General features: G+C 33.2%; 16 protein-coding genes and 1 tRNA gene. 9 read left to right on the forward strand and 8 right to left on the reverse strand.

All coding sequences use genetic code 11. From position 1 onward, the window contains the following. From ABYI63_RS14310 to ABYI63_RS14335, 6 genes are all read right to left on the reverse strand, one after another. Positions 1-545, reverse strand: a 545-nt coding sequence (locus ABYI63_RS14310; RefSeq protein ID WP_372757232.1) for a MotA/TolQ/ExbB proton channel family protein, incomplete at its 3' end; no start/stop codon positions are given. A 73-nt stretch (positions 546-618) separates the two neighbouring features. Further along, positions 619-706 (reverse strand) — tRNA-Ser (locus tag ABYI63_RS14315). Between the two features lie 78 nt (positions 707-784). Beyond that, positions 785-1,810 (reverse strand): asparaginase, encoded by a 1,026-nt coding sequence (locus ABYI63_RS14320; RefSeq protein ID WP_372757274.1) that lies wholly within the window; start codon positions 1,808-1,810, stop codon positions 785-787. A gap of 20 nt (positions 1,811-1,830) precedes the next feature. Beyond that, positions 1,831-2,598, reverse strand: coding sequence for a TatD family hydrolase (locus ABYI63_RS14325; RefSeq protein WP_372757234.1), 768 nt, complete (start codon positions 2,596-2,598; stop codon positions 1,831-1,833). 146 nt (positions 2,599-2,744) lie between these two features. Further along, positions 2,745-3,479, reverse strand: coding sequence for a tol-pal system YbgF family protein (locus ABYI63_RS14330; protein WP_372757236.1), 735 nt, complete (start codon positions 3,477-3,479; stop codon positions 2,745-2,747). A gap of 5 nt (positions 3,480-3,484) precedes the next feature. After that, positions 3,485-4,066 carry an RNA polymerase sigma factor gene (locus tag ABYI63_RS14335; protein WP_372757238.1) on the reverse strand — a complete coding sequence of 194 codons (582 nt, stop codon included), beginning with the start codon at positions 4,064-4,066 and terminating at the stop codon, positions 3,485-3,487. 134 nt (positions 4,067-4,200) lie between these two features. On the opposite strand from ABYI63_RS14335, the gene ABYI63_RS14340 reads away from it, so the two are divergent. From ABYI63_RS14340 to ABYI63_RS14365, 6 genes are all read left to right on the forward strand, one after another. Next, positions 4,201-4,689: a hypothetical protein gene (locus ABYI63_RS14340; RefSeq protein WP_372757240.1), complete on the forward strand. Its 489-nt coding sequence runs from the start codon at positions 4,201-4,203 to the stop codon at positions 4,687-4,689. Positions 4,690-4,777: 88 nt separating this feature from the next. Then, complete coding sequence (locus ABYI63_RS14345) at positions 4,778-5,752, forward strand: hypothetical protein (protein ID WP_372757242.1); 975 nt, start codon at positions 4,778-4,780, stop codon at positions 5,750-5,752. A gap of 278 nt (positions 5,753-6,030) precedes the next feature. Then, positions 6,031-7,983: a PKD domain-containing protein gene (locus ABYI63_RS14350; protein ID WP_372757244.1), complete on the forward strand. Its 1,953-nt coding sequence runs from the start codon at positions 6,031-6,033 to the stop codon at positions 7,981-7,983. 28 nt (positions 7,984-8,011) lie between these two features. Beyond that, entirely contained in the window at positions 8,012-10,585 is a 2,574-nt protein-coding gene (locus ABYI63_RS14355) for a CHAT domain-containing protein (protein WP_372757246.1), read from the forward strand. Beyond that, a complete protein-coding gene (locus ABYI63_RS14360) occupies positions 10,554-10,997 on the forward strand; it encodes a retropepsin-like aspartic protease (RefSeq protein WP_372757248.1) in 444 nt (147 codons plus the stop codon). The genes ABYI63_RS14355 and ABYI63_RS14360 overlap by 32 nt, the downstream gene beginning before the upstream one ends. Positions 10,998-11,047: 50 nt before the next feature. Beyond that, positions 11,048-11,677, forward strand: coding sequence for a response regulator (locus tag ABYI63_RS14365; RefSeq protein WP_372757250.1), 630 nt, complete (start codon positions 11,048-11,050; stop codon positions 11,675-11,677). Positions 11,678-12,155: 478 nt separating this feature from the next. Here ABYI63_RS14365 and odhB read toward each other — a convergent pair whose 3' ends face one another. Together odhB and ABYI63_RS14375 are read right to left on the reverse strand one after the other, a co-directional pair. Further along, entirely contained in the window at positions 12,156-13,370 is a 1,215-nt protein-coding gene (gene odhB, locus ABYI63_RS14370; RefSeq protein WP_372757251.1) for a 2-oxoglutarate dehydrogenase complex dihydrolipoyllysine-residue succinyltransferase, read from the reverse strand. 49 nt (positions 13,371-13,419) lie between these two features. Continuing rightward, a complete protein-coding gene (locus tag ABYI63_RS14375) occupies positions 13,420-16,161 on the reverse strand; it encodes a 2-oxoglutarate dehydrogenase E1 component (protein ID WP_372757253.1) in 2,742 nt (913 codons plus the stop codon). Positions 16,162-16,317: 156 nt separating this feature from the next. On the opposite strand from ABYI63_RS14375, the gene ABYI63_RS14380 reads away from it, so the two are divergent. From ABYI63_RS14380 to nosZ, 3 genes are all read left to right on the forward strand, one after another. Beyond that, positions 16,318-16,848 (forward strand): alpha-ketoglutarate decarboxylase, encoded by a 531-nt coding sequence (locus ABYI63_RS14380; RefSeq protein WP_372757255.1) that lies wholly within the window; start codon positions 16,318-16,320, stop codon positions 16,846-16,848. A 231-nt stretch (positions 16,849-17,079) separates the two neighbouring features. Further along, positions 17,080-17,577 carry a cytochrome c gene (locus tag ABYI63_RS14385; protein ID WP_372757257.1) on the forward strand — a complete coding sequence of 166 codons (498 nt, stop codon included), beginning with the start codon at positions 17,080-17,082 and terminating at the stop codon, positions 17,575-17,577. 195 nt (positions 17,578-17,772) lie between these two features. Beyond that, positions 17,773-19,734, forward strand: a complete 1,962-nt coding sequence (gene nosZ / locus ABYI63_RS14390) for a Sec-dependent nitrous-oxide reductase (RefSeq protein WP_372757258.1) — start codon at positions 17,773-17,775, stop codon at positions 19,732-19,734. Positions 19,735-19,820 lie beyond the last annotated feature (86 nt).

Raw genomic sequence — 19,820 nt, forward strand, 5'->3', positions numbered from 1 at the left:
CCCATGAACCCTAACATTGGAGCAAGAGCGATAAATAACGAAATCCAAGAAACATTTTTTTCTAATTGTCCCATTTGAACTCCACCATAAGCTACAACAGCTTTTTCGGCAGCTTCTATACCTTCATCTGTTCTATCTAAACCTTGATAGAAAATGGAAGCGATAGGCCCTTTAGTGTTTCTACAAACTTCTTTTGCGGCTTCTACTCCTCCAGAAGCTAAAGCATCTTCTACTTCTTTTGTTAATTTTTTAGTATTTGTTGTTGAAAGATTTAAAAAGATAATTCTTTCTATGGCAATTGCTAACCCAAGAATCAAACATAAAAGAACAATACCCATAAAGCCCGGGCCTCCTTCTATAAAACGTTTTTTTAATTCCTGGTGGAATCCTAACGATTCTGCAGCTGGTGCTGCTCCATCTTCATCTTGTGCCACAGTTACTGTAGTTGTTGCAACAGCAGCATTTGTGTTTGCATTTGTTGTTGCATTTGCCGTTCCGAATGCCATTATTCCTGTTATGGCAAGGATTGAAAATAATCTTTTCATGTTCTAGATCTTAATTTTATTAGTTAAAGTGTTAAAGATATAAAAAAAAAGCAATTAAAAATAAAAATAACAGCAGAGAGGAAGGGATTCGAACCCTCGATACCCCTTTGGGGTATACACACTTTCCAGGCGTGCGCCTTCGACCACTCGGCCACCTCTCTTTATTTTTTAATGGTACTTAATTTCAGGTAAGCAAATAACAAAAAAAACTTCGGAACATAAAATTTTAAAGGTTAATTTTAAGACATTTCTCCTCTTAAGGATGTTTCGAAATTTGTTTTAAATTCTTTTTCCGACATGTTTAGCCCTAACAAATACATTAACTTACACAATGCCGCTTCGGTTGTTATATCTTTGCCCGAAACAACCCCCATGATTCTCAATTGGTTACTTGTTTCATAATGCCCCATCATCACACTACCACCTACACATTGTGTTGTATTAATTATATGTATTCCTCTATTAATAGTTTCTTTTAGTAAACTTAAAAACCAGCTTTCTGTTGTACAATTTCCCGCACCAAACGTCTCCAAAATCACTGCTTTTAGGCCCTCGGTGGTTAAAACACTCTTTAAAAAAGCCTCAGTTATACCCGGAAAAAGCTTAATAAGCGCAATATTTGGATCCAAATCTTTATGAACTATCATCTTTTTTTCTAAATCTGGCTTCAATAAATAATCTGCATTAACCTTTAAATGCACTCCTGATTCTGCCAATTCCGGATAATTTAATGACGCAAAAGCCTTAAAGTTTTCTGCATTTAATTTAGTTGTCCTGTTAGCTCGATATAATTTATATTCAAAATACAAACACACCTCTTTTACTACAGGTTTTCCGTTTTCCTGCAGGGAAGCCATTTGAATGGAAGTAATCAAATTCTCCTTGGCATCAGTTCTTAAATCCCCAATAGGTAATTGAGACCCTGTAAACACCACTGGTTTTGTTAAATTTTCCAACATAAAACTTAATGCTGAAGCCGTATAACTCATGGTATCGCTTCCGTGTAGCACCACAAAACCATCATAATTATCATAATTAAATTCTATTAATTCAGCAATTTGCACCCAATATTCTAGATTCATATTACTAGAATCAATAGGATCTTTAAAGGAGACGGTTTCAATTGCACATTCTAAAAGGAGTAATTCAGGAATTTTATCTAAAAGATTTTTAAAATCGAAGGCCTTCAACACACCCGTTTTAAAATCTTTTATCATCCCAATAGTACCACCAGTATAGATAAGTAATATGTTCGGGTTAGCCATTTGTGTTTTCAATTAATAATTTATATTCCAAATACGTCTTTGGAATTTTGCGTTGTTATGCTAGCAATCTCTTCCATTGATACCTTATATATATAGGACAGTTTTTCCAACACCTTTAATATATACACACTTTCATTACGTTTACCTCTATAGGGTACGGGTGCTAAATAAGGTGAATCGGTTTCTAACACAATATGTTTTAAGTCGATTTGGTTTAAAAACTGATCGATTTTGCCGTTTTTGAATGTAACAACACCACCTATACCTAATTTCATATTATAGGCTATTGCTTGGTTCGCCTGTTCTAGTGTTCCGGTAAAACAGTGAAATATACCGAATAAATCATCGCTTTTTTCTGTTTCTAACACTTCAAATATTTCATCAAATGCTTCTCTGCAATGAATAACTATAGGTAATTTATATTTTTTTGCTAATTGAATTTGATACCGGAAGGCTTCTTGTTGAACACCTAGAGTTGTTTTATCCCAATATAAATCGATACCTATTTCTCCAATAGCATAAAAGAATCTGGAAGCTAACATTTCTTCAACATGATTAAGTTCTTCCTTAAAGTTTTCTTTAACGTGTGTTGGGTGTAAGCCCATCATTAAAAACACATGTTCAGGAAAATCTTTCTCTAATTTTAACATACTGTTAGTATAGGTAGAATCTATTGCAGGAATAAAAAAACGTGAAACACCTTGATTTATGGCCCGATGTATCATATCATGTCTATCATCATCAAAAGCTTCACTATATAAATGTGTGTGGGTATCTGTAATAATCATGTGGTAAAAATAATGAAGTATTTAAAGTATAGCACGAATTTCAATAATTTTCATTTTTGAAAAAACCTCACAGGTTTTAGAAACTTGTGAGGTTTAATAAAGTTTGTAATTTTTTTTAGCTATGGCAAACAATCATCTAGCCACATTTAATCTAACTTATTAATTAATTTTTGAGCCGCTTCATAATCTTCCGCTTCTTTTGGAATGGTTTTTAAAATCTCTAAAGTGGCATCATAATCTTTTTGTTTTAATTTACTTAACGCTAAATACCAAGTAGCTTTGTTTTTATAAACAGAATTCCCCTCTTTTAAACCTTTAAGCAACCAATCGGCTAAGGCATAATTATTCAACTCTATATTTGTAACACCTCTATAGAACTGCAATTCTGTATTATTTTCATCTGTTATTAATAATTCCTTAAAGGCTATTTCCGCTTTAGCAAAATCTTTGGTATTAAAAGCGTTTTCGGCTGTTTTCAACAAACCATCCTGGCCACCTCTTACTGTTAAACTAATACTTTCATAATTAGCATAGTCGCTATAAACTGGAGTAGAAAAGTTATTAAACATTACTATTCCTATTAATAATGCAATACTCGCCGCCACCGCATATTGCCATGGTTTAAATTTAATAATCTTTTTAGAGGTTTTTTGGTTTCCGAAATAGTTATTTGATATCGATTTTAAATTCTCTTGAAATGCTGTAGAAGCCGATTCATTTTCAAATTTATTCTTTAAAAAAGATGACAATTCTTTATAAGTATTGAAACTTTCTTTAAATTTCGTATCTGTATTCAATCTGGCTTCAAAAGCATTCTTTTCCGCTTCAGAAAGGGCTTCTAAAAGATAATTCTCAAATACAATATAATCCTGCTCTTCCATTTTGGTTAATTTTTAAGGAGATTAAACTTTGGTGATGCCTGAACTAGTTCTGTTAATTTACCAATGCATAAAGACTTCTTTTTCCTAGCATAAGCATAGGTTACACCTAAACTTTCTGCGACTTCTTCCATCGATTTTATTTTAAAAGTAGCCCTTAGCAAGTCTTTGCAAGCAATTCCTAGTTTATTGAACATTTCTGTATATAAGGCATGTTTTTCGCCAAATACATCAGTTTCAAAAGCTAGTTCTTCAGCCTGGTCACCTTTAGATAACATACCTTCTTTAATTGTTACCTCTTTATAAGACCTTTTTTTTAGCGCATTTAACCATTTACGCTTACAGAGTAAGAAAAAATAAGCATCAAACGGACAGGTAAGCTTCAACTTTTTTTCAGTTGACTGATTATATATGGTTATTAAAGTTTCTTGTATAATGTCTTGCGCTTGGTCACTATCACCACTATTCTGTCTTATATAATTAATAACCTTTGGAGCGAACTTTTCATAAATAGCTTCTATAATAAATGAATTGTTTTGTAGCAAACCATCTATATATTTCTGGTCTTCATGTTTTTTTTTATCGCTCATTACCCTTGTATTTATAGCTAATTTAAAAAAACTTTAAAATAAATGGGTAACAAAAATTAAACGGATTTGATATAAGGGTGTAACAACAAAAATTACACATCGAAAATTTTAATTAATCCATAAAATTTAAAATTATGAAAACTACAAAGAAATTTCACAAACACTTAATCAGTTTTAATACTGTTAGCAAAAAATCAATTTTAATTATCGCAATAATAGCTTTTTCAATTTTAAACATTAATGCCTCAAATAAGTTCAAAAATCTTAACGCATTTAAGGAGACTACAACATTTTCAGAAAACAACATTGCTCAAGTATTTAACTGGAAAGTTGAAACCAACAAAAGCATCTATTCAGGAACTTCCCTTTCTTTTGAAAATGCCGAAGCAATGATTGCATTATCCAGTTCCGGAGAAATTATTTTAGGATCGGAGATACAAAGTTCTTTCGTTCTAAAATCTGAAACCAGCAGCAACAGAAACTATTTCTGGGAAGTTGAAACGGAAACCGGTTCTGCCAAAGGCTTTGCTTCTTCTGAAGATTATGCAAATAAAATGATTGCTTTAGTAGCTTCTGGTGATACTATTATAGCCAAAATAATCATCAGTCAACCTCAACATTAAAATAAAACAAAAAAAAATATGAAAACAGGGTAACAAAATAATCACCTTGTTTATATAACAATGAATAACAATTTAAAACCTATTTATCATGAAAAATTTAAAACACATTTTAGCAACACTTTTAGTAACAGTAATAACATTTACAAGTTGTACCAAAAACGATAATGACGATTTTATCACTCCTGCCACCGCTGAAGAGTTTAACAGCATCAAAGCGCAAGCTTTAGAGGCCATAACTCAAAACTTCCAGTTTAACACTGAAGATGGTTGGATAGCTTTCACCTCGGAGAATGGTGTTCAAATTTCATTAAACGCTAACTGTTTAACCAAAAACGGACTTGCTGTTACGGGTGATGTAAATTTAGAATTTGTTGAAATTTTCAATAAAGGAACCATGCTTACAACCAACAAACCTACTATGGGAATTATGCCTACAGGTGAAAAAGCAATGCTAATATCTGGTGGTGAATTTTTTCTAGAAGCAACTCAAAACGGTGTTGCCCTAGATACAAACTGTGGTTTGCAGTTAATCATACCTTCCGCTTTAACTGGTGGTATTGACAACGATATGATTTTGTGGAATGGAATTATTGATGAAGATGGTAATCTTGCTTGGGAACAAAACAAACGCGACGGCGCTAACGGAGAAGGAGGCGTTTTTGCTGAAGGTAACAGTTATTACGCATTTTTGAATAGCTTCGGCTGGAGTAATGTTGATAGATTTTATAGCGATCCTCGTCCAAAAACAACTATTTTAGTTGATGTTCCAGAAGGTTATAACAATACTAACTCTGCTGTATACTTATCATACGATGGTGAAGATACTGGTTTAGCTAACCTAGACACTTATGATGCTGCCACCGGACTATTTAGTGAACATTATGGTCAAATTCCAATAGGTCTAGAATGTCATGTGATTTTTGCGACAGAAGAAAACGGCAATTGGAAATACGCCATAAAATCAGTAGTTATAGTTGAAAATGATGTGATAACAATCACAGAGGCCGAAACTTTGGTAATTACAGAAGCACAATTTACAACAATCATAAACAATTTACCATAAGGATTTATTTACCTACTTAAAATTTGATACCCAAATCATTTAACCTATTTATTTAAAACCAGGAACTTATGTTTCTGGTTTTTTTATTTAAATCGGGTAACAAAAAGCACTTATAATTGATGTAATAGTAGTACGAAAGAAGCCGCTATAATTACTCCTTATTATTAACATAGTTTAATTAGTAACCTACTTAACCAATTTTACAGCTCATTTTCATCGCTAATTAAATTAAGTGGTCACTTTTTGTATATTTATGAACAACTAAATTAAAATGTAAAATGAATAAATACATCATCGTATTATTATTGTTTACTTGTATAGGTCCTGTTTCCGCTCAACATTTGCTAAACGACACGATTACACGAACTGCAACAATCAAAACAACGATTTCTGGAAATGCAGTTCTATTTAACCCAGAAACACCAACTCTAACCCAAATAGCTGGAGCTCCAAAACCATTTTACACCTATTTTTGGGAATTTGGTGATGGTAATTACAGCACCGAACCTAACCCAAATCATATTTATAAAAAAACTGGCGACTACGAAGTGAAGCTTTGGGCAACCAATAATTATGACAATGGAAAACCACCAACCACACGTCCTAAAAAAATAGCAATTTCCTCAATATCTTCCGTACCCAATGATTTAGCTATTATGGATGAAGATTTCATTTTGAAACGAAACAGAGAACCCGTTCCTGATGAGGAACTAGTGCTCGTACTTAGTTACAAAAACCAAAAAGAGTATACCACAAATGGCAAACTTTATCTTTTTTATAATGAACATAAATACAAGTCAGATAATTTTAAACTCATAGAATCCAGAACTTACCACAATGAAAGAAATATAGACGCAGAAGGTTTCGCCTTTACCCACAATATTGATGAAGACGACACGTATTTAGCATCATCAAACACCGATTTTATTGAAACAAAAACAGTATTACAAGACTCTACCGAAAAAAACAATTTACCACTAACCATTGCGAACACGAAAGCCTTTTATAAAAACTGGACACTCTTAGAATTTGATAATTTAAAACCTAAAGAAGAACGAAACATTTTTTTTAGCTTAAAAACCACACCCGAAATGATTAAAGATACAAGTGCTATTATTTCGGTGCGCGGCATTTATGTTCCCGATGCTAATTACGACAACCATAAAGTAAAAGACATGGAAATGGAAATTGTTACCTCGCATGACCCCAATAAAATGTCATCGAATGCTTCATTTATGAATTACCGATTGGTTCGCTTCAAAACCTTGAAATACAAAATCAAGTTTCAAAATAATGGTGAAGGCCCTGCCCGCACTATTCGTTTAGAAACTGATATTCCTGATATGTTAGACAAATCAACTTTAAAGGTCCTGGACATGTATCCTAAATGTGATATTTGCCCTAAAAGAGAGGTGCTTTACAGTTGTTTAGACACTGCATTTACTAAAACACAAGCCATATTCACTTTTAAGAACATTTACCTGCCTGGAAGTGAGCAAAAAAATATAAAGGCATACGATTCCACAAAAGGTTATGTAAAATACAGTATTAAGTTTGCTAAAGATTTTCATAAGAAAAAAACTAAAAGTAGAACTGCTATTATTTTCGATAAAAACGACCCTATTATCACTAATTATTCTACCACCCGCTTCTTACCTGGCATTTCAATAGGTGCCAAATTGGGTATAAATTCGTTTTCCCATTTAAATAATTCAGAAAGTTACTTTTTCGGGGCCACACTTTCACCATACAAATCTTATCGTTGGTATTGGCAAGTAGAATTAATGAATAATTTTCATAATTATAATGCAGGCACAATAGTTGAAGAAGGATTTGTTCAAGATGATCAGGGAGCTCGGTTTTATCAGCGCACTACAAGCAGTAATTCCTATGAAAATATAGATTGGGATCTTCCTGTTTTATTACGCTATAACCTTAACAATTATATCGGTTTGGGCGCAGGTTTTCAGAATACAATTTCAATAAGTGAAAAGCAACAACAAGGTATATTAATAGAACAATTTGAAGGGGATTCCTCGAAAGGACCAGTAATAAGTTCCGAAGAAAATACTATAGATACCGTAAATTCTTTTACTAATTTAAGAACAGGTCTGTTGTTTGAAGCCACCGCAGGTTTTGCCCGAATTGGACCAAGTTTGGGGGCGCGTTATATAATGAATTTTGAAAAGAACTTCAACTATTGGCAATTTTATGCTATTTGGAAATTCTAATTTTTAAGTTTTTTGCTAACTAAACATTATGAAAATATTCGTTTTTGTATTCTTTTTAACTTGTGGAATTTCATATTCTCAAAATCTGGAAGAAGCCATTTACACAGCTACAGAAACATTTATTGGAAATCCAAATGAGGCTTCTTTAAATCTTTTAATCCGGCAAGAATCTTCATTTAAGACAGAAGCAAAAACCAAAGACGAACAATTGGCTCTTGTTTTTTTGCTTTGCCATAAAGCCTATTATCTAAACGAACATTCTCTATTAAAAAATGCCATAACCAGTTACGAAGATGCCTTAAAGCGCTTTAATAACAATGAACTTTCAAAAATATCAGATTTCGACATCATTGAAAGTTGCCTAAAACCATTAGGCAATTTATACACCAAAACGGGCGACTTCACCAATGCTGTAAGTACAATAAATCAATACATTTTTTTAGCCGAAAAAACCAAAAACATCAAACATCAAATCAGCGGAGCAATTAACCTAGCCAAGTTGTACCAAACTATTGGCAAGCATGAAACCACTTTAAAAATTATAAATGATGCACTTAAATTGTCTGATGGTAATCAAAAAGTATTACTTCAAAATATAAAAATTGCTAGTTTAATTGCCTTAAACAAATATGAAGCAGCCTCTACTTTAAAAAATCCAACTTCTAATTTTGAAAAATTCAGAAACAACTTTATTATTGAATTTCAAAAAGGACATTACGATAATGCATTAACTTCGTACAATAAAGCCGAAGAACTTATTAGGGATACCTATTTATCTTCGAGAGATTTAGCCAAATTTTATGTAGACGGAGCCAAAATACACCACGTCCTTAACAATACAAATGAAACTCAAAATTACTTACAAAGAGCAATTAAAATATTAGTCCCTAATTTTACAGCAGATGGTTTGCCATCTAAAAAGGATTTATATGCAGAAAACACCTTTATTGATATTTTTGACTTGTATGCCTCCATTCAACCTAGCACAGAGACCGCTTTAAAAAGTTACAATTTAAGTTTCCATGTTTCAGAATTACTTCAGCAAGGTTGGACCTCACAGGAATCTAAAATTTTAAACCAAGCCAACAACCGCAATCGTAGTGAAAATTGCATTGAATTGCTCCTTAACAGCTTCAACCAAACAAAAAACAAAGCACTTTTATTTGAGGCATTTCAATATTCAGAGAACAATAAAGTTTCGGTTTTAAAATCCATTCATCATAAAAAAAAGCGTTTAAAGCAATTTCCTAAGGATAGTTTATTAATTAAAGAATTACAATTAATAAAATCTCAAGAATTATACACCAACTTACTCATAAAAGAAAATTTAAGGAGCAATAGAGCTTCCCAAGTACATGCTTTGAGTGAAAAATTAAGTAAAATAAGTCTTGAATTGAAAAGCTTAAAACCTAAACTTGAACAGAAATATCCTGAAAACAAAGATGTTTATACGTTAGAAACTATTCAACAAAAATTAGCCATTGACCAAGCTATTTTAGTAGCCTACTTTTACGGTAAAAATAACTTGTATCAATTTATCATTTCTGAAAAAAACATTAACGTTAATCGTATCGAATTAACCAATACCACTAAGCAAAACATCGTTCAATATATTCATCTATTTGATGAGGCTTCCATTATAAACAACAACATAAAAAATTATACAAATCAAGCATTTAGCATTTTTAATCTTTTAAAACTAAACACTATTTCAAGTTATAAAAATTTGGTGATTATTCCTGATGGCCTATTAAACTTTATACCTTTTGAAACACTATTATCCTCTAAAACGAGTACAACTTCGTTCGAAAAAATGCCTTTTATTATTAAAAGTCAAACCATTACTTATAATTCTAGCGCCTATTTCTATCTAACTGAACGCCTTCCTAACGAAAACAACAAATTAATAGGCTTTTTTCCGGTATTTGAAAATAGCAATCAAAAACTAACCTACTCCATTGATGAAGCACATGGGATTGAAGAAGAAATGCCTTCAAAAATCTTTATGAACGAGGAGGCCTCTAAAGCTAATTTCATAAAATACGCTTCAAACTATGGTATTTTACATCTATCAACACATGCCAGTGGTGGCGATTTTATTAATCCGGCAAACTTATTTTTTTATGATGACAATATGTATCTAAATGAATTATATAGTTTAGATTTCAATCCAAATTTGGTTGTATTAAGCGCTTGCGAAACAGGTATTGGCAAACTTTATAAAGGCGAAGGAGCCATGAGTCTTGCGCGCGGATTTCAATACGCTGGAGCGGAAAATTTGTTGTTCAGTTTATGGCAAATTAATGATTTATCTACCTCAAAAATCATGAATGCCTTTTATGCTAATTATGGCAGTTCGCAATCGGCTTTTCTAGCGAACCACCAATCCAAAATCGATTATTTAGCAAATGAAACTATTAGCAATGCCAAAAAATCTCCGTATTATTGGGGTGCATTTGTATATTATGGTAAACTTGAGTCCACAAAACCAAATTATACATTATTTTATGTAATTTTTGGCATATCAATAGCCTTAGTTGTGTTATTTTTATTCTTAAAACACAAAACACATGATAGAAACGCTAGAAGAATTTCTTCTTAAAAAAGAGTATATCCGAATAAAACTAAGACTTACCAAAACAAACCATTTTGAAATAAAAGCGACTTTAAATGGTAATAAAGGTCGTTTTATACTAGATACTGGTGCTTCAAACTCTTGTGTTGGTTTTGAGGCTGTAGAGAATTTTAAACTTAAAGTAAAAGAATCCAATATTATGGCAGCAGGAGCAGGTGCCATTAATATGGAAACCAAAATATCTAAAAAGAACAAAATTAAAATTGGCAAATGGGAGAATAGCAAAGTTGCTTTGGTATTATTTAATTTAACTCACGTAAATACAGCCTTAATAAATCATAAATCAAAACCTGTTGACGGTATTATTGGCGCCGATATTTTAAAAAAATCAAAAGCAGTAATTGATTATGAGAAGAAATACCTTTACTTAAAATTGTAATATTTACTATATTTACCCTTCAACTAAAAGCATTTAATTCCCTCTAATTAATGAACACGTCTATTGTTATAGCAGACGACCACCCACTAATGCTGCGTGGTCTTACCGATTTTTTAACATCAAAAGGATTTAATATTGTTGGTAGTGCTCAAGATGGCAATGCTGCTTATAACCTAATAGTAAAACTAAATCCTGAAATTGCTATTTTAGATATTAGAATGCCCTATAGAACTGGTTTAGAAATTGCCGAAGAATGCAAAAAAAACAACCTATCCACAAAAGTCATACTTATAACTTTTGACAAAGAAGAAGAACTTTTTGATAAAGCCAAAGAATTTAATATTTATGGTTATATTTTGAAAGAATTTGCAGTTGAAGAAATTGAAACTTGCATAAAAAGTGTGTTAAATAACAAGCCCTATTTTAGTGATGAAATAGCGTCTTATTTAAATCAGAATTCGAATCATAAACCTGATAAACTACAACTGCTAACTAAAACAGAATTAAAAATTATTAAACTAATTTCTGAAAACAAAACAAGTAGCGAAGTAGCTGAAGACCTTTCTATATCTGTGCGGACTGTTGACAAACACCGAAGCCATATCCTAGCTAAATTAGAGTTGGATAATAAACCAAGCTCTTTATCTATTTGGGCTAACTTAAATAAAGAATTTCTTTAAAAATACGCACTTATACGTATTTTTTATATCATTCAAACCATATATCTTTACAAAGCTATTAATTAGTTCTTAGGGAGAATTAAAGGAAGGCTTTAAGTGTAATGCTTAAAGCTTTCTGCTTTTATAAAACTACCTAATTTAAAAAAATACGTAGGATTGCGTATTTTTTAACACTTCACTAAATTATACATTTACATTGCTATTAATTTATTATTTAAGGGATAATCTATAACGCAGAGAATCTGTGTTTTACAACACAGATTCTTTTTTCTCTAAACACTAAAAATCCAAAAGAGTTAAACCATGGAAAAAGACAATAGTTTTTTAGAAAAATACTTTGTTATTGGGTTAATGACATTGGTTATTGTCGTAATTGCCATTAATATTATATATTGCTTAACCTAATTTTATTAGTTATCAATAAAAAGGGCTAACATATAATTATATATTAGCCCTTTTTTTTATTTAGTATCTGCTATTAAAGCTCTAAAGCTTTTTTAACATCATTGTTCATCAATAATTCTGTTGGGTTTTCTAAAGCTTCTTTAACAGCTACTAAAAAGCCTACACTTTCTTTTCCATCAATAATTCTATGGTCATAAGATAAAGCAACATACATAATTGGTCGTATTTCAACTTTACCATTAATGGCTACAGGTCGCTCTACAATGTTGTGCATTCCTAAAATTCCACTTTGTGGTGGGTTGATAATTGGTGTAGATAACATACTACCAAAAACACCACCATTAGTAATAGTAAATGTTCCTCCTGTCATTTCATCTACTGTAATTTGACCGTCTCTTGCACGAAGTGCTAAACGTTTAACTTCAGACTCTACACCTCTAAAACTTAAGTTTTCAGCATTTCTAATAACAGGTACCATTAATCCTTTTGGACCTGAAACCGCAATACTAATATCGCAAAAATCATATGAAATCATTTCTTTTTCATCCATCATCGAATTTACAGCTGGATACATTTTTAATGCTCTTACAACTGCAAGGGTAAAGAAACTCATGAAACCTAAACTAACGTTATGTTTGTTTTTAAAAGCCTCTTTATACTCATCTCTCAAAGCAAAAATTGGAGACATATCAACCTCATTAAAGGTAGTTAACATTGCCGTTGTATTTTTTACTTCTACTAAACGTTCAGCAACTTTACGACGTAACATGGACATTTTACTTCTAGAAGTACCACGACTACCTCCTGTTGGTGTTCCCATAGAAGGAACAGCACTTACAGCATCTTCCTTAGTTACACGGCCAGCTTTTCCTGTTCCAGAAACTGATGATGGTTCGATACCTTTTTCAGCTAAAATCTTTTTTGCCGCTGGACTTGCTGTTCCTGTAGCATAAGTTTTTGTTTCAGCTGCAGCTGGTTTTGGAGCTTCGGCTTTAGGAGCTTCTTCTTTCTTTTCTTCTTTAGGAGCTTCTGCGCTTCCTTCAGGTTTTGCAGCACTAGTATCTATTAAACATACTACAGCTCCCACTGCTACAGCATCACCTTCTTCAGCTTTAAGCGTAATAATACCACTTGCTTCTGCAGGAAGTTCTAAAGTTGCTTTATCGCTATCTACCTCAGCAATAGCTTGATCTTTTTCAACATAATCGCCATCTTGAACTAACCAAGTGGCAATTTCAACTTCTTTTATTGATTCGCCTGGTGAAGGCACTTTCATTTCTAAAATCATTGTTTTGTGTTTATTATTTTACGAGTTTTTAAACTCAATCATACCTAACTTATGCTATATCAAATACTTGGTCAATAACGTTTTGCTGCCTTTTCTTGTCTCTTGTACTAGAACCTGGCGCAGGAACCGAACTGTATGGTCTTGAATTAACTTCTAGTTTTATAAAATCTATTCGTTGTGCCATATAACTCCATGCACCCATGTTTTTTGGTTCTTCTTGAGCCCAAACATATTGTTTTACATTTGAGTACTTGGCTATTATTTGTTTTATTTTATCTTCATGAAGCGGGAACAATTGCTCTATTCTTACAAGTGCCACATTGCTAGTTCCTAATTTTTCGCGCTGCGCTAATAAATCGTAATAGAATTTACCTGTACAGAATACTAGCTTAGTCGCATTTTTCGGATCAATTGTATCGTCAATTATTTCTTGGAATTCACCAGTTGCTAATTCATTTAAAGATGAAACTGCTTTTGGGTGACGTAATAAACTTTTTGGTGTAAATACAATCAATGGTTTTCTGAACTCTCGCTTCATTTGACGACGCAATAAGTGAAAAAAGTTTGCAGGAGTTGTACAGTCGGCAACAATCATGTTATCCTCTGCGCATAATTGTAAATAACGCTCCATTCTTGCCGATGAATGCTCGGATCCCTGACCTTCGTAGCCATGAGGCAACAATACAACAATACCATTTTGAGATTTCCATTTGTCTTCAGCGGCCGATAAATATTGATCGAAAATAATTTGCGCACCATTACTAAAATCTCCAAACTGAGCTTCCCAGATGGTTAAGGTGTTTGGATTGGCCATTGCATAACCATAATCGAAACCTAACACACCATATTCTGATAAAAATGAATTGTAAATATCCATTTTACCCTTATTTAATGGGTTAGTGTTTAGTAAATTAATTCTATCTTCTGATATTTCATCGCGCAAAATAGCATGACGATGGCTAAATGTACCACGTTCCACATCTTGTCCTGAAATACGAATATTAAAACCTTCTTCAAGTAAACTTCCGTAAGCTAAGGTTTCTGCCATACCCCAATCTAAAGTATCTGTTTCAAAAACCATAGAAGCTCTACCTTCCAAAATACGTTCTGCTTTACGAACAAATTTCACCCCTTCCGGAACAGAAGAAACGACTTTCGCAATGCCTTCTAAATTAGACTTAGGATAGGTCGTATTTTCAGATTGAAGCATTTCCTCAACGCTGCTACGATGAAAACCAGCCCATCGTTCCATCATGAACTCTCTTACTTTAGACGACTGTTCTTCTTTAGCTTTTTCGTAAGCTACCTCTAAAACATTTTTAAATTCTTCAGTAATGCCATCTACATATGCCTGATCAACGGTTTTTTCGGCAATTAATTTATCTGAATAAATTTTAAATGGATTGTCGTGTTTCGCTATTGCTTTATACAACTTAGGCTGCGTAAAACGCGGTTCATCACCTTCGTTATGCCCGTATTTTCTATAGCCTAATAAATCGATATAAACATCTTTCTTATAACGCATTCTATACGCTAAGGCCAATTCAACAGCATGTACAACCGCTTCGGCATCATCAGCATTAACGTGTAACACTGGCGACAAGGTTACTTTTGCAACATCGGTACAATATGTACTTGAACGCGCATCTAAATAGTTAGTTGTAAACCCTATTTGGTTGTTAACCACAATGTGAAGCGTTCCTCCTGTTTTATACCCAGGAAGCAAGCTCATTTGGGCAACTTCGTAAACAATACCCTGACCCGCAATTGCAGCATCACCATGAACGATAATTGGTAAGATTTTAGAATCATCACCATCATAATCCGTGTCAATTTTAGCTCTTGTAATACCTTCAGCCACAGAAGCTACGGTTTCTAAATGCGACGGATTTGGCACCAAATTCATCTTAATAGTTTTTCCGTTATGGTAAGTTTTATCCAAAGTTAAACCTAGATGGTATTTAACATCGCCATCAATATCTAAATCCTCAAAATCTTTTCCATCAAACTCGCTAAAAAGTTCGTGAACAGGTTTTCTAAATATATTTACTAAAGTGCTTAAACGACCACGATGAGCCATTCCTAAAACACACTCCTTCACGCCATATTTTTCAGCTGAAATATATAATGTATTACTTAAGGCTGGAATAAGCGACTCGCCCCCTTCTAGGGAAAATCGTTTTTGACCAACATATTTGGTTTGTAAGAAGTTCTCGAAAGTAACCGCTTGGTTTAATTTTGAAAGAATGTACTTTTTACTTTCAACATCAAAATTTGGTTGATTATCATTTACATTTAGTTGACTTTGCCACCACCCTATTACTTCTGGATTACGCAAATACATATACTCTACACCAATAGAGCTACAATAGATTTTATCTAAATGAACTAAAATTTCTCGTAAGGTTTGAGGCCCAATACCTAAAACCTCTCCAGCATTAAAAACGGTATCGAAATCGTTTGCGCTGAGACCGAAATTTTCGATAGCCAATGTTGGTTCGTAACTTCTACGTTCGCGAACAGGATTTGTTTTAGTAAACAAATGCCCACGCATTCTATATCCATCAATAAGTTTTACTACTTGAAACTCTTTTTGAAGGGATTCTGGTACTTGTGTTTTTACAACTTCAACAACATCTGGTTGCAATCCGCTATCTTCACTTCCAAAATCATAGCCTTGAAAAAAGGCTCTCCAGCTAGGTTCTACCGAATCTGGATTTTGTAAATATTGGTCGTATAAATCGGCAAAATACGATGTATGTGCTGCGTTTAAAAAAGAAAATTTGTCCATTATTATTTTTAATACACTTAATTTAAATCAAATTTTGGCCAAAAATACAACTTTTACTAAAATTAGAAGTTTCTTTTGTTATATTTATAAACCCTCAACCCCCGTAATGCTAATAAATTAATTTTTTATGTTAATTTTCTAAAGATTTCTAATTTTATGAAGACATTTTTTTTAATCACTAAATTTTCTATCGTGTTTTTTGCGATTTTCATTAGCTCCCATAGTAACCTAAATGCACAACAAAGCAATTCAGAGTTCTGGAAAAATGTTCGATTTGGAGGTGCTATTGGCTTAAGCTTTGGAGAAGGTTTTTTTAGTGGAACTTTGGCTCCCAATGCAATTTATGAATTTAATGACTATGTAGGGTTAGGTGTTGGCTTAAACGGTACTTACAACAGACAAAAAGATTTTTATAAATCTACCATTTTAGGAGGTAGTTTAATTGGTTTGTTTAGCCCAATAAATGAGATTCAACTTTCTTTGGAATTTGAAGAACTTCATGTAAACCGCCGTTTTGATAGCAGATTAAATTTAGAAAACGACACTTATTGGTCGCCAGCATTATTTGTCGGCGCTGGTTATAGAAGTGGTAATGTTACTTTCGGATTAAGATACGATCTTATTTACAACGAAACCAAAAGCGTTTACGCCAATGCCTGGACTCCCTTTGTGCGATTTTATTTTTAAACACACTTCATCTTAAATTTTTAAAAAACAATACATTCTTAGAAGAAATAAAAGAGACTCACCTAAAAAGCAATTGTTTTGAAAATCAATTTATTATCATAATAATATCTAATAACATAAAACATTAAATAACTAAAAATTCAAAAAGGACAAATTTATCTTTTTTATGACTTTTATCATATAATATTATCGCAAAGAGATTTACATTTGCTAGACTAAACAATATAATCTATGAAACTAATATCAAAAATTTTAATGGTGCTTACCACTTCCATCCTTATAAGTTGTGGTGGAAAAGAAGAAAAGAAAAAAGAAGGTTTTTCATACAACAAACCAGAAACCACTGAAAGCGTTGCTCCTGCCACCGAAACTGTAGCAGCCTCAAAAAAAATAGATTTATCAAATAAAGGTGTTGGCCCTATTAAATCAATAACATTAGCTGCCGAAGTGGACCAAAATTTAGCAGCCCATGGTGCCGATGTATTTAAACAAATGTGTACAGCCTGCCACCGACCAGACAAAAAATTCATTGGGCCCGCACCTACTGGTATTCTAGAACGAAGAACTCCAGAATGGGTTATGAACATGATTTTAAATCCAGACGAAATGGTTCAAAAAGATGCTTTGGCTAAAGAACTTCTTATAGAGTTTAATGGTTCTCCAATGGCAAATCAGAACTTATCGGAAGCTGATGCTCGAGCTATACTAGAATATTTCAGAACCTTATAACTAAGCCTTAGGTTCAAATTTATATTAGCGCAGCACTTCATGAAACATTTAAAAACAGCTACAACATAGCGTTTTAAATGTTATCTACTCTTAAAATTAAGCAATTTAAAACTAGCACATTGTTGGTCCGATTTATTACACCCCAAAATCAACACCCAACTATAAACCAAACACCACTAACTAAATAATATAAAAATGAAAAACTTAATTAAATTAACATTGGCACTTTTAGGTGTTACTGTGGCATTTACAAGTTGCAACAATTCAGAAAAAAAATCAGGTGCCCTAGCAGGTAATGTTGCCGAAAAAGTATACGTTGCCCCCGGAGAACACGATGAATTTTACGCCTTTGTTTCCGGTGGTTTTAGCGGTCAACTTTCCGTTTACGGACTACCTTCAGGTCGTTTATTTAAAGTAATTCCTGTTTTTTCTCAAGATCCTGAAAAAGCATATGGGTATAACGAAGAAACAAAACCCATGCTAAACACATCACATGGTTTTATTCCCTGGGATGATGCTCACCATCCAGACATTTCCCAAACCGCTGGAGTTATTGATGGCCGTTGGGTATTTATTAATGGTAATAACACCCCAAGAATAGCGAAAGTAGACCTATCTACCTTTGAAACAACCGAGATAATTGAAATACCAAACAGTGCGGGAAACCATAGTTCATCATTCGTTACAGAAAATACAGAATATGTAGTAGCTGGAACCCGTTTTTCCGTACCAATTCCTCAAAAAGACATGCCAATTAAGGATTATAAAGGTAATTTTAAAGGGGCGCTATCATTCATTTCAGTAGACAAAGAACATGGCCATATGGATATTAAATTCCAGTTAATTATGCCTGGATTTGACTATGATTTATCACATCCTGGTCGTGGCAAATCGCATGGTTGGTTCTTCTTCACTACATACAACACAGAAGAAGCAAGTACACTTTTAGAAGTAAACGCTTCACAAAATGATAAAGATTTTATTGCTGCTGTTAATTGGAAAAAAATTGAAGACTATGTAAATAATGGTGGTGGCACGATGATGCCGGCAGAATATGCACATAATATTTACGATGAATCGACTCACTCAGCAACTTCAACCATGAAGAAAGAAGTGCGAATTGTAAACCCATTAGAAGTGCCTGGTGCCGTATATTTATTACCAACACCAAAATCACCTCATGGATGTGATGTTGACCCTTCTGGGGAATATATCGTTGGTAATGGAAAATTATCAGCTAACCTTACAGTACATTCATTCACTAAAATGCTTAAAGCTATTGAAAACAAAAAATTTGCAGGAGACGCTTATGGCATTCCTATACTTAACTTTGAAGATGTACTAGCTGGATCGGTTGTACAACCTGGTTTAGGCCCTTTGCATACTGAATTTGATGGCAAAGGTAATGCCTATACCACCTTCTTTATTTCTTCGGAAGTTGTAAAATGGAAATTAGGAACTTGGGAAGTGGTGGACAGACAACCTTGTTATTATTCAGTAGGACATTTAATGATTCCTGGAGGAAACTCGGCAAAACCATTTGGAAAATATTTAATAGCAATGAACAAAATTACTAAAGACCGTTATTTACCAACAGGTCCGGAAGTAACACAATCAGCTCAATTATATGATATTTCAGGTGATAAAATGGAAATGTTATTAGATTTCCCAACTATAGGCGAGCCACATTATGCTGCCGGTTGTCCTGCCGATTTAATTAAACCACGATCTAAAAAGATTTATAATTTAAAAGATAACAAACACCCATATGCCGCAAAAAGCGAAGCGGAAACAAAAGTAGTACGCAATGGCAATATCGTTCATGTAAATATGACTATGATTAGAAGTCACTTCTCACCAGATAATATTGAAGGTATTAAGGTTGGGGATAAAGTATATTTCCATGTTACCAATTTAGAACAAGATTATGATGTACCACATGGTATTAGTATGATTGGCGCTAACACATCCGAACTATTGATTATGCCTGGTCAAACGGAAACATTTGTTTGGGAGCCTAAGAAAATTGGAGTATGGCCATTCTACTGTACGGATTTCTGTTCCGCATTACACCAAGAAATGCAAGGCTATGTGCGAGTATCGGCAGCTGATGCTACCACACCTTTAAAATGGTCACTTGGTGAAGATATTGAGTAAATAAAAAAAAGTAACTTTGTTTTAGTGCTTAATCCACTGTAATGGCGAGGGTTGCATATCGCTCTCGCCTTTATATTTATACACTT

The organism is Mariniflexile sp., assembly GCF_041583155.1.
In the GTDB taxonomy this organism is placed as follows: Bacteria; Bacteroidota; Bacteroidia; order Flavobacteriales; family Flavobacteriaceae; genus Mariniflexile.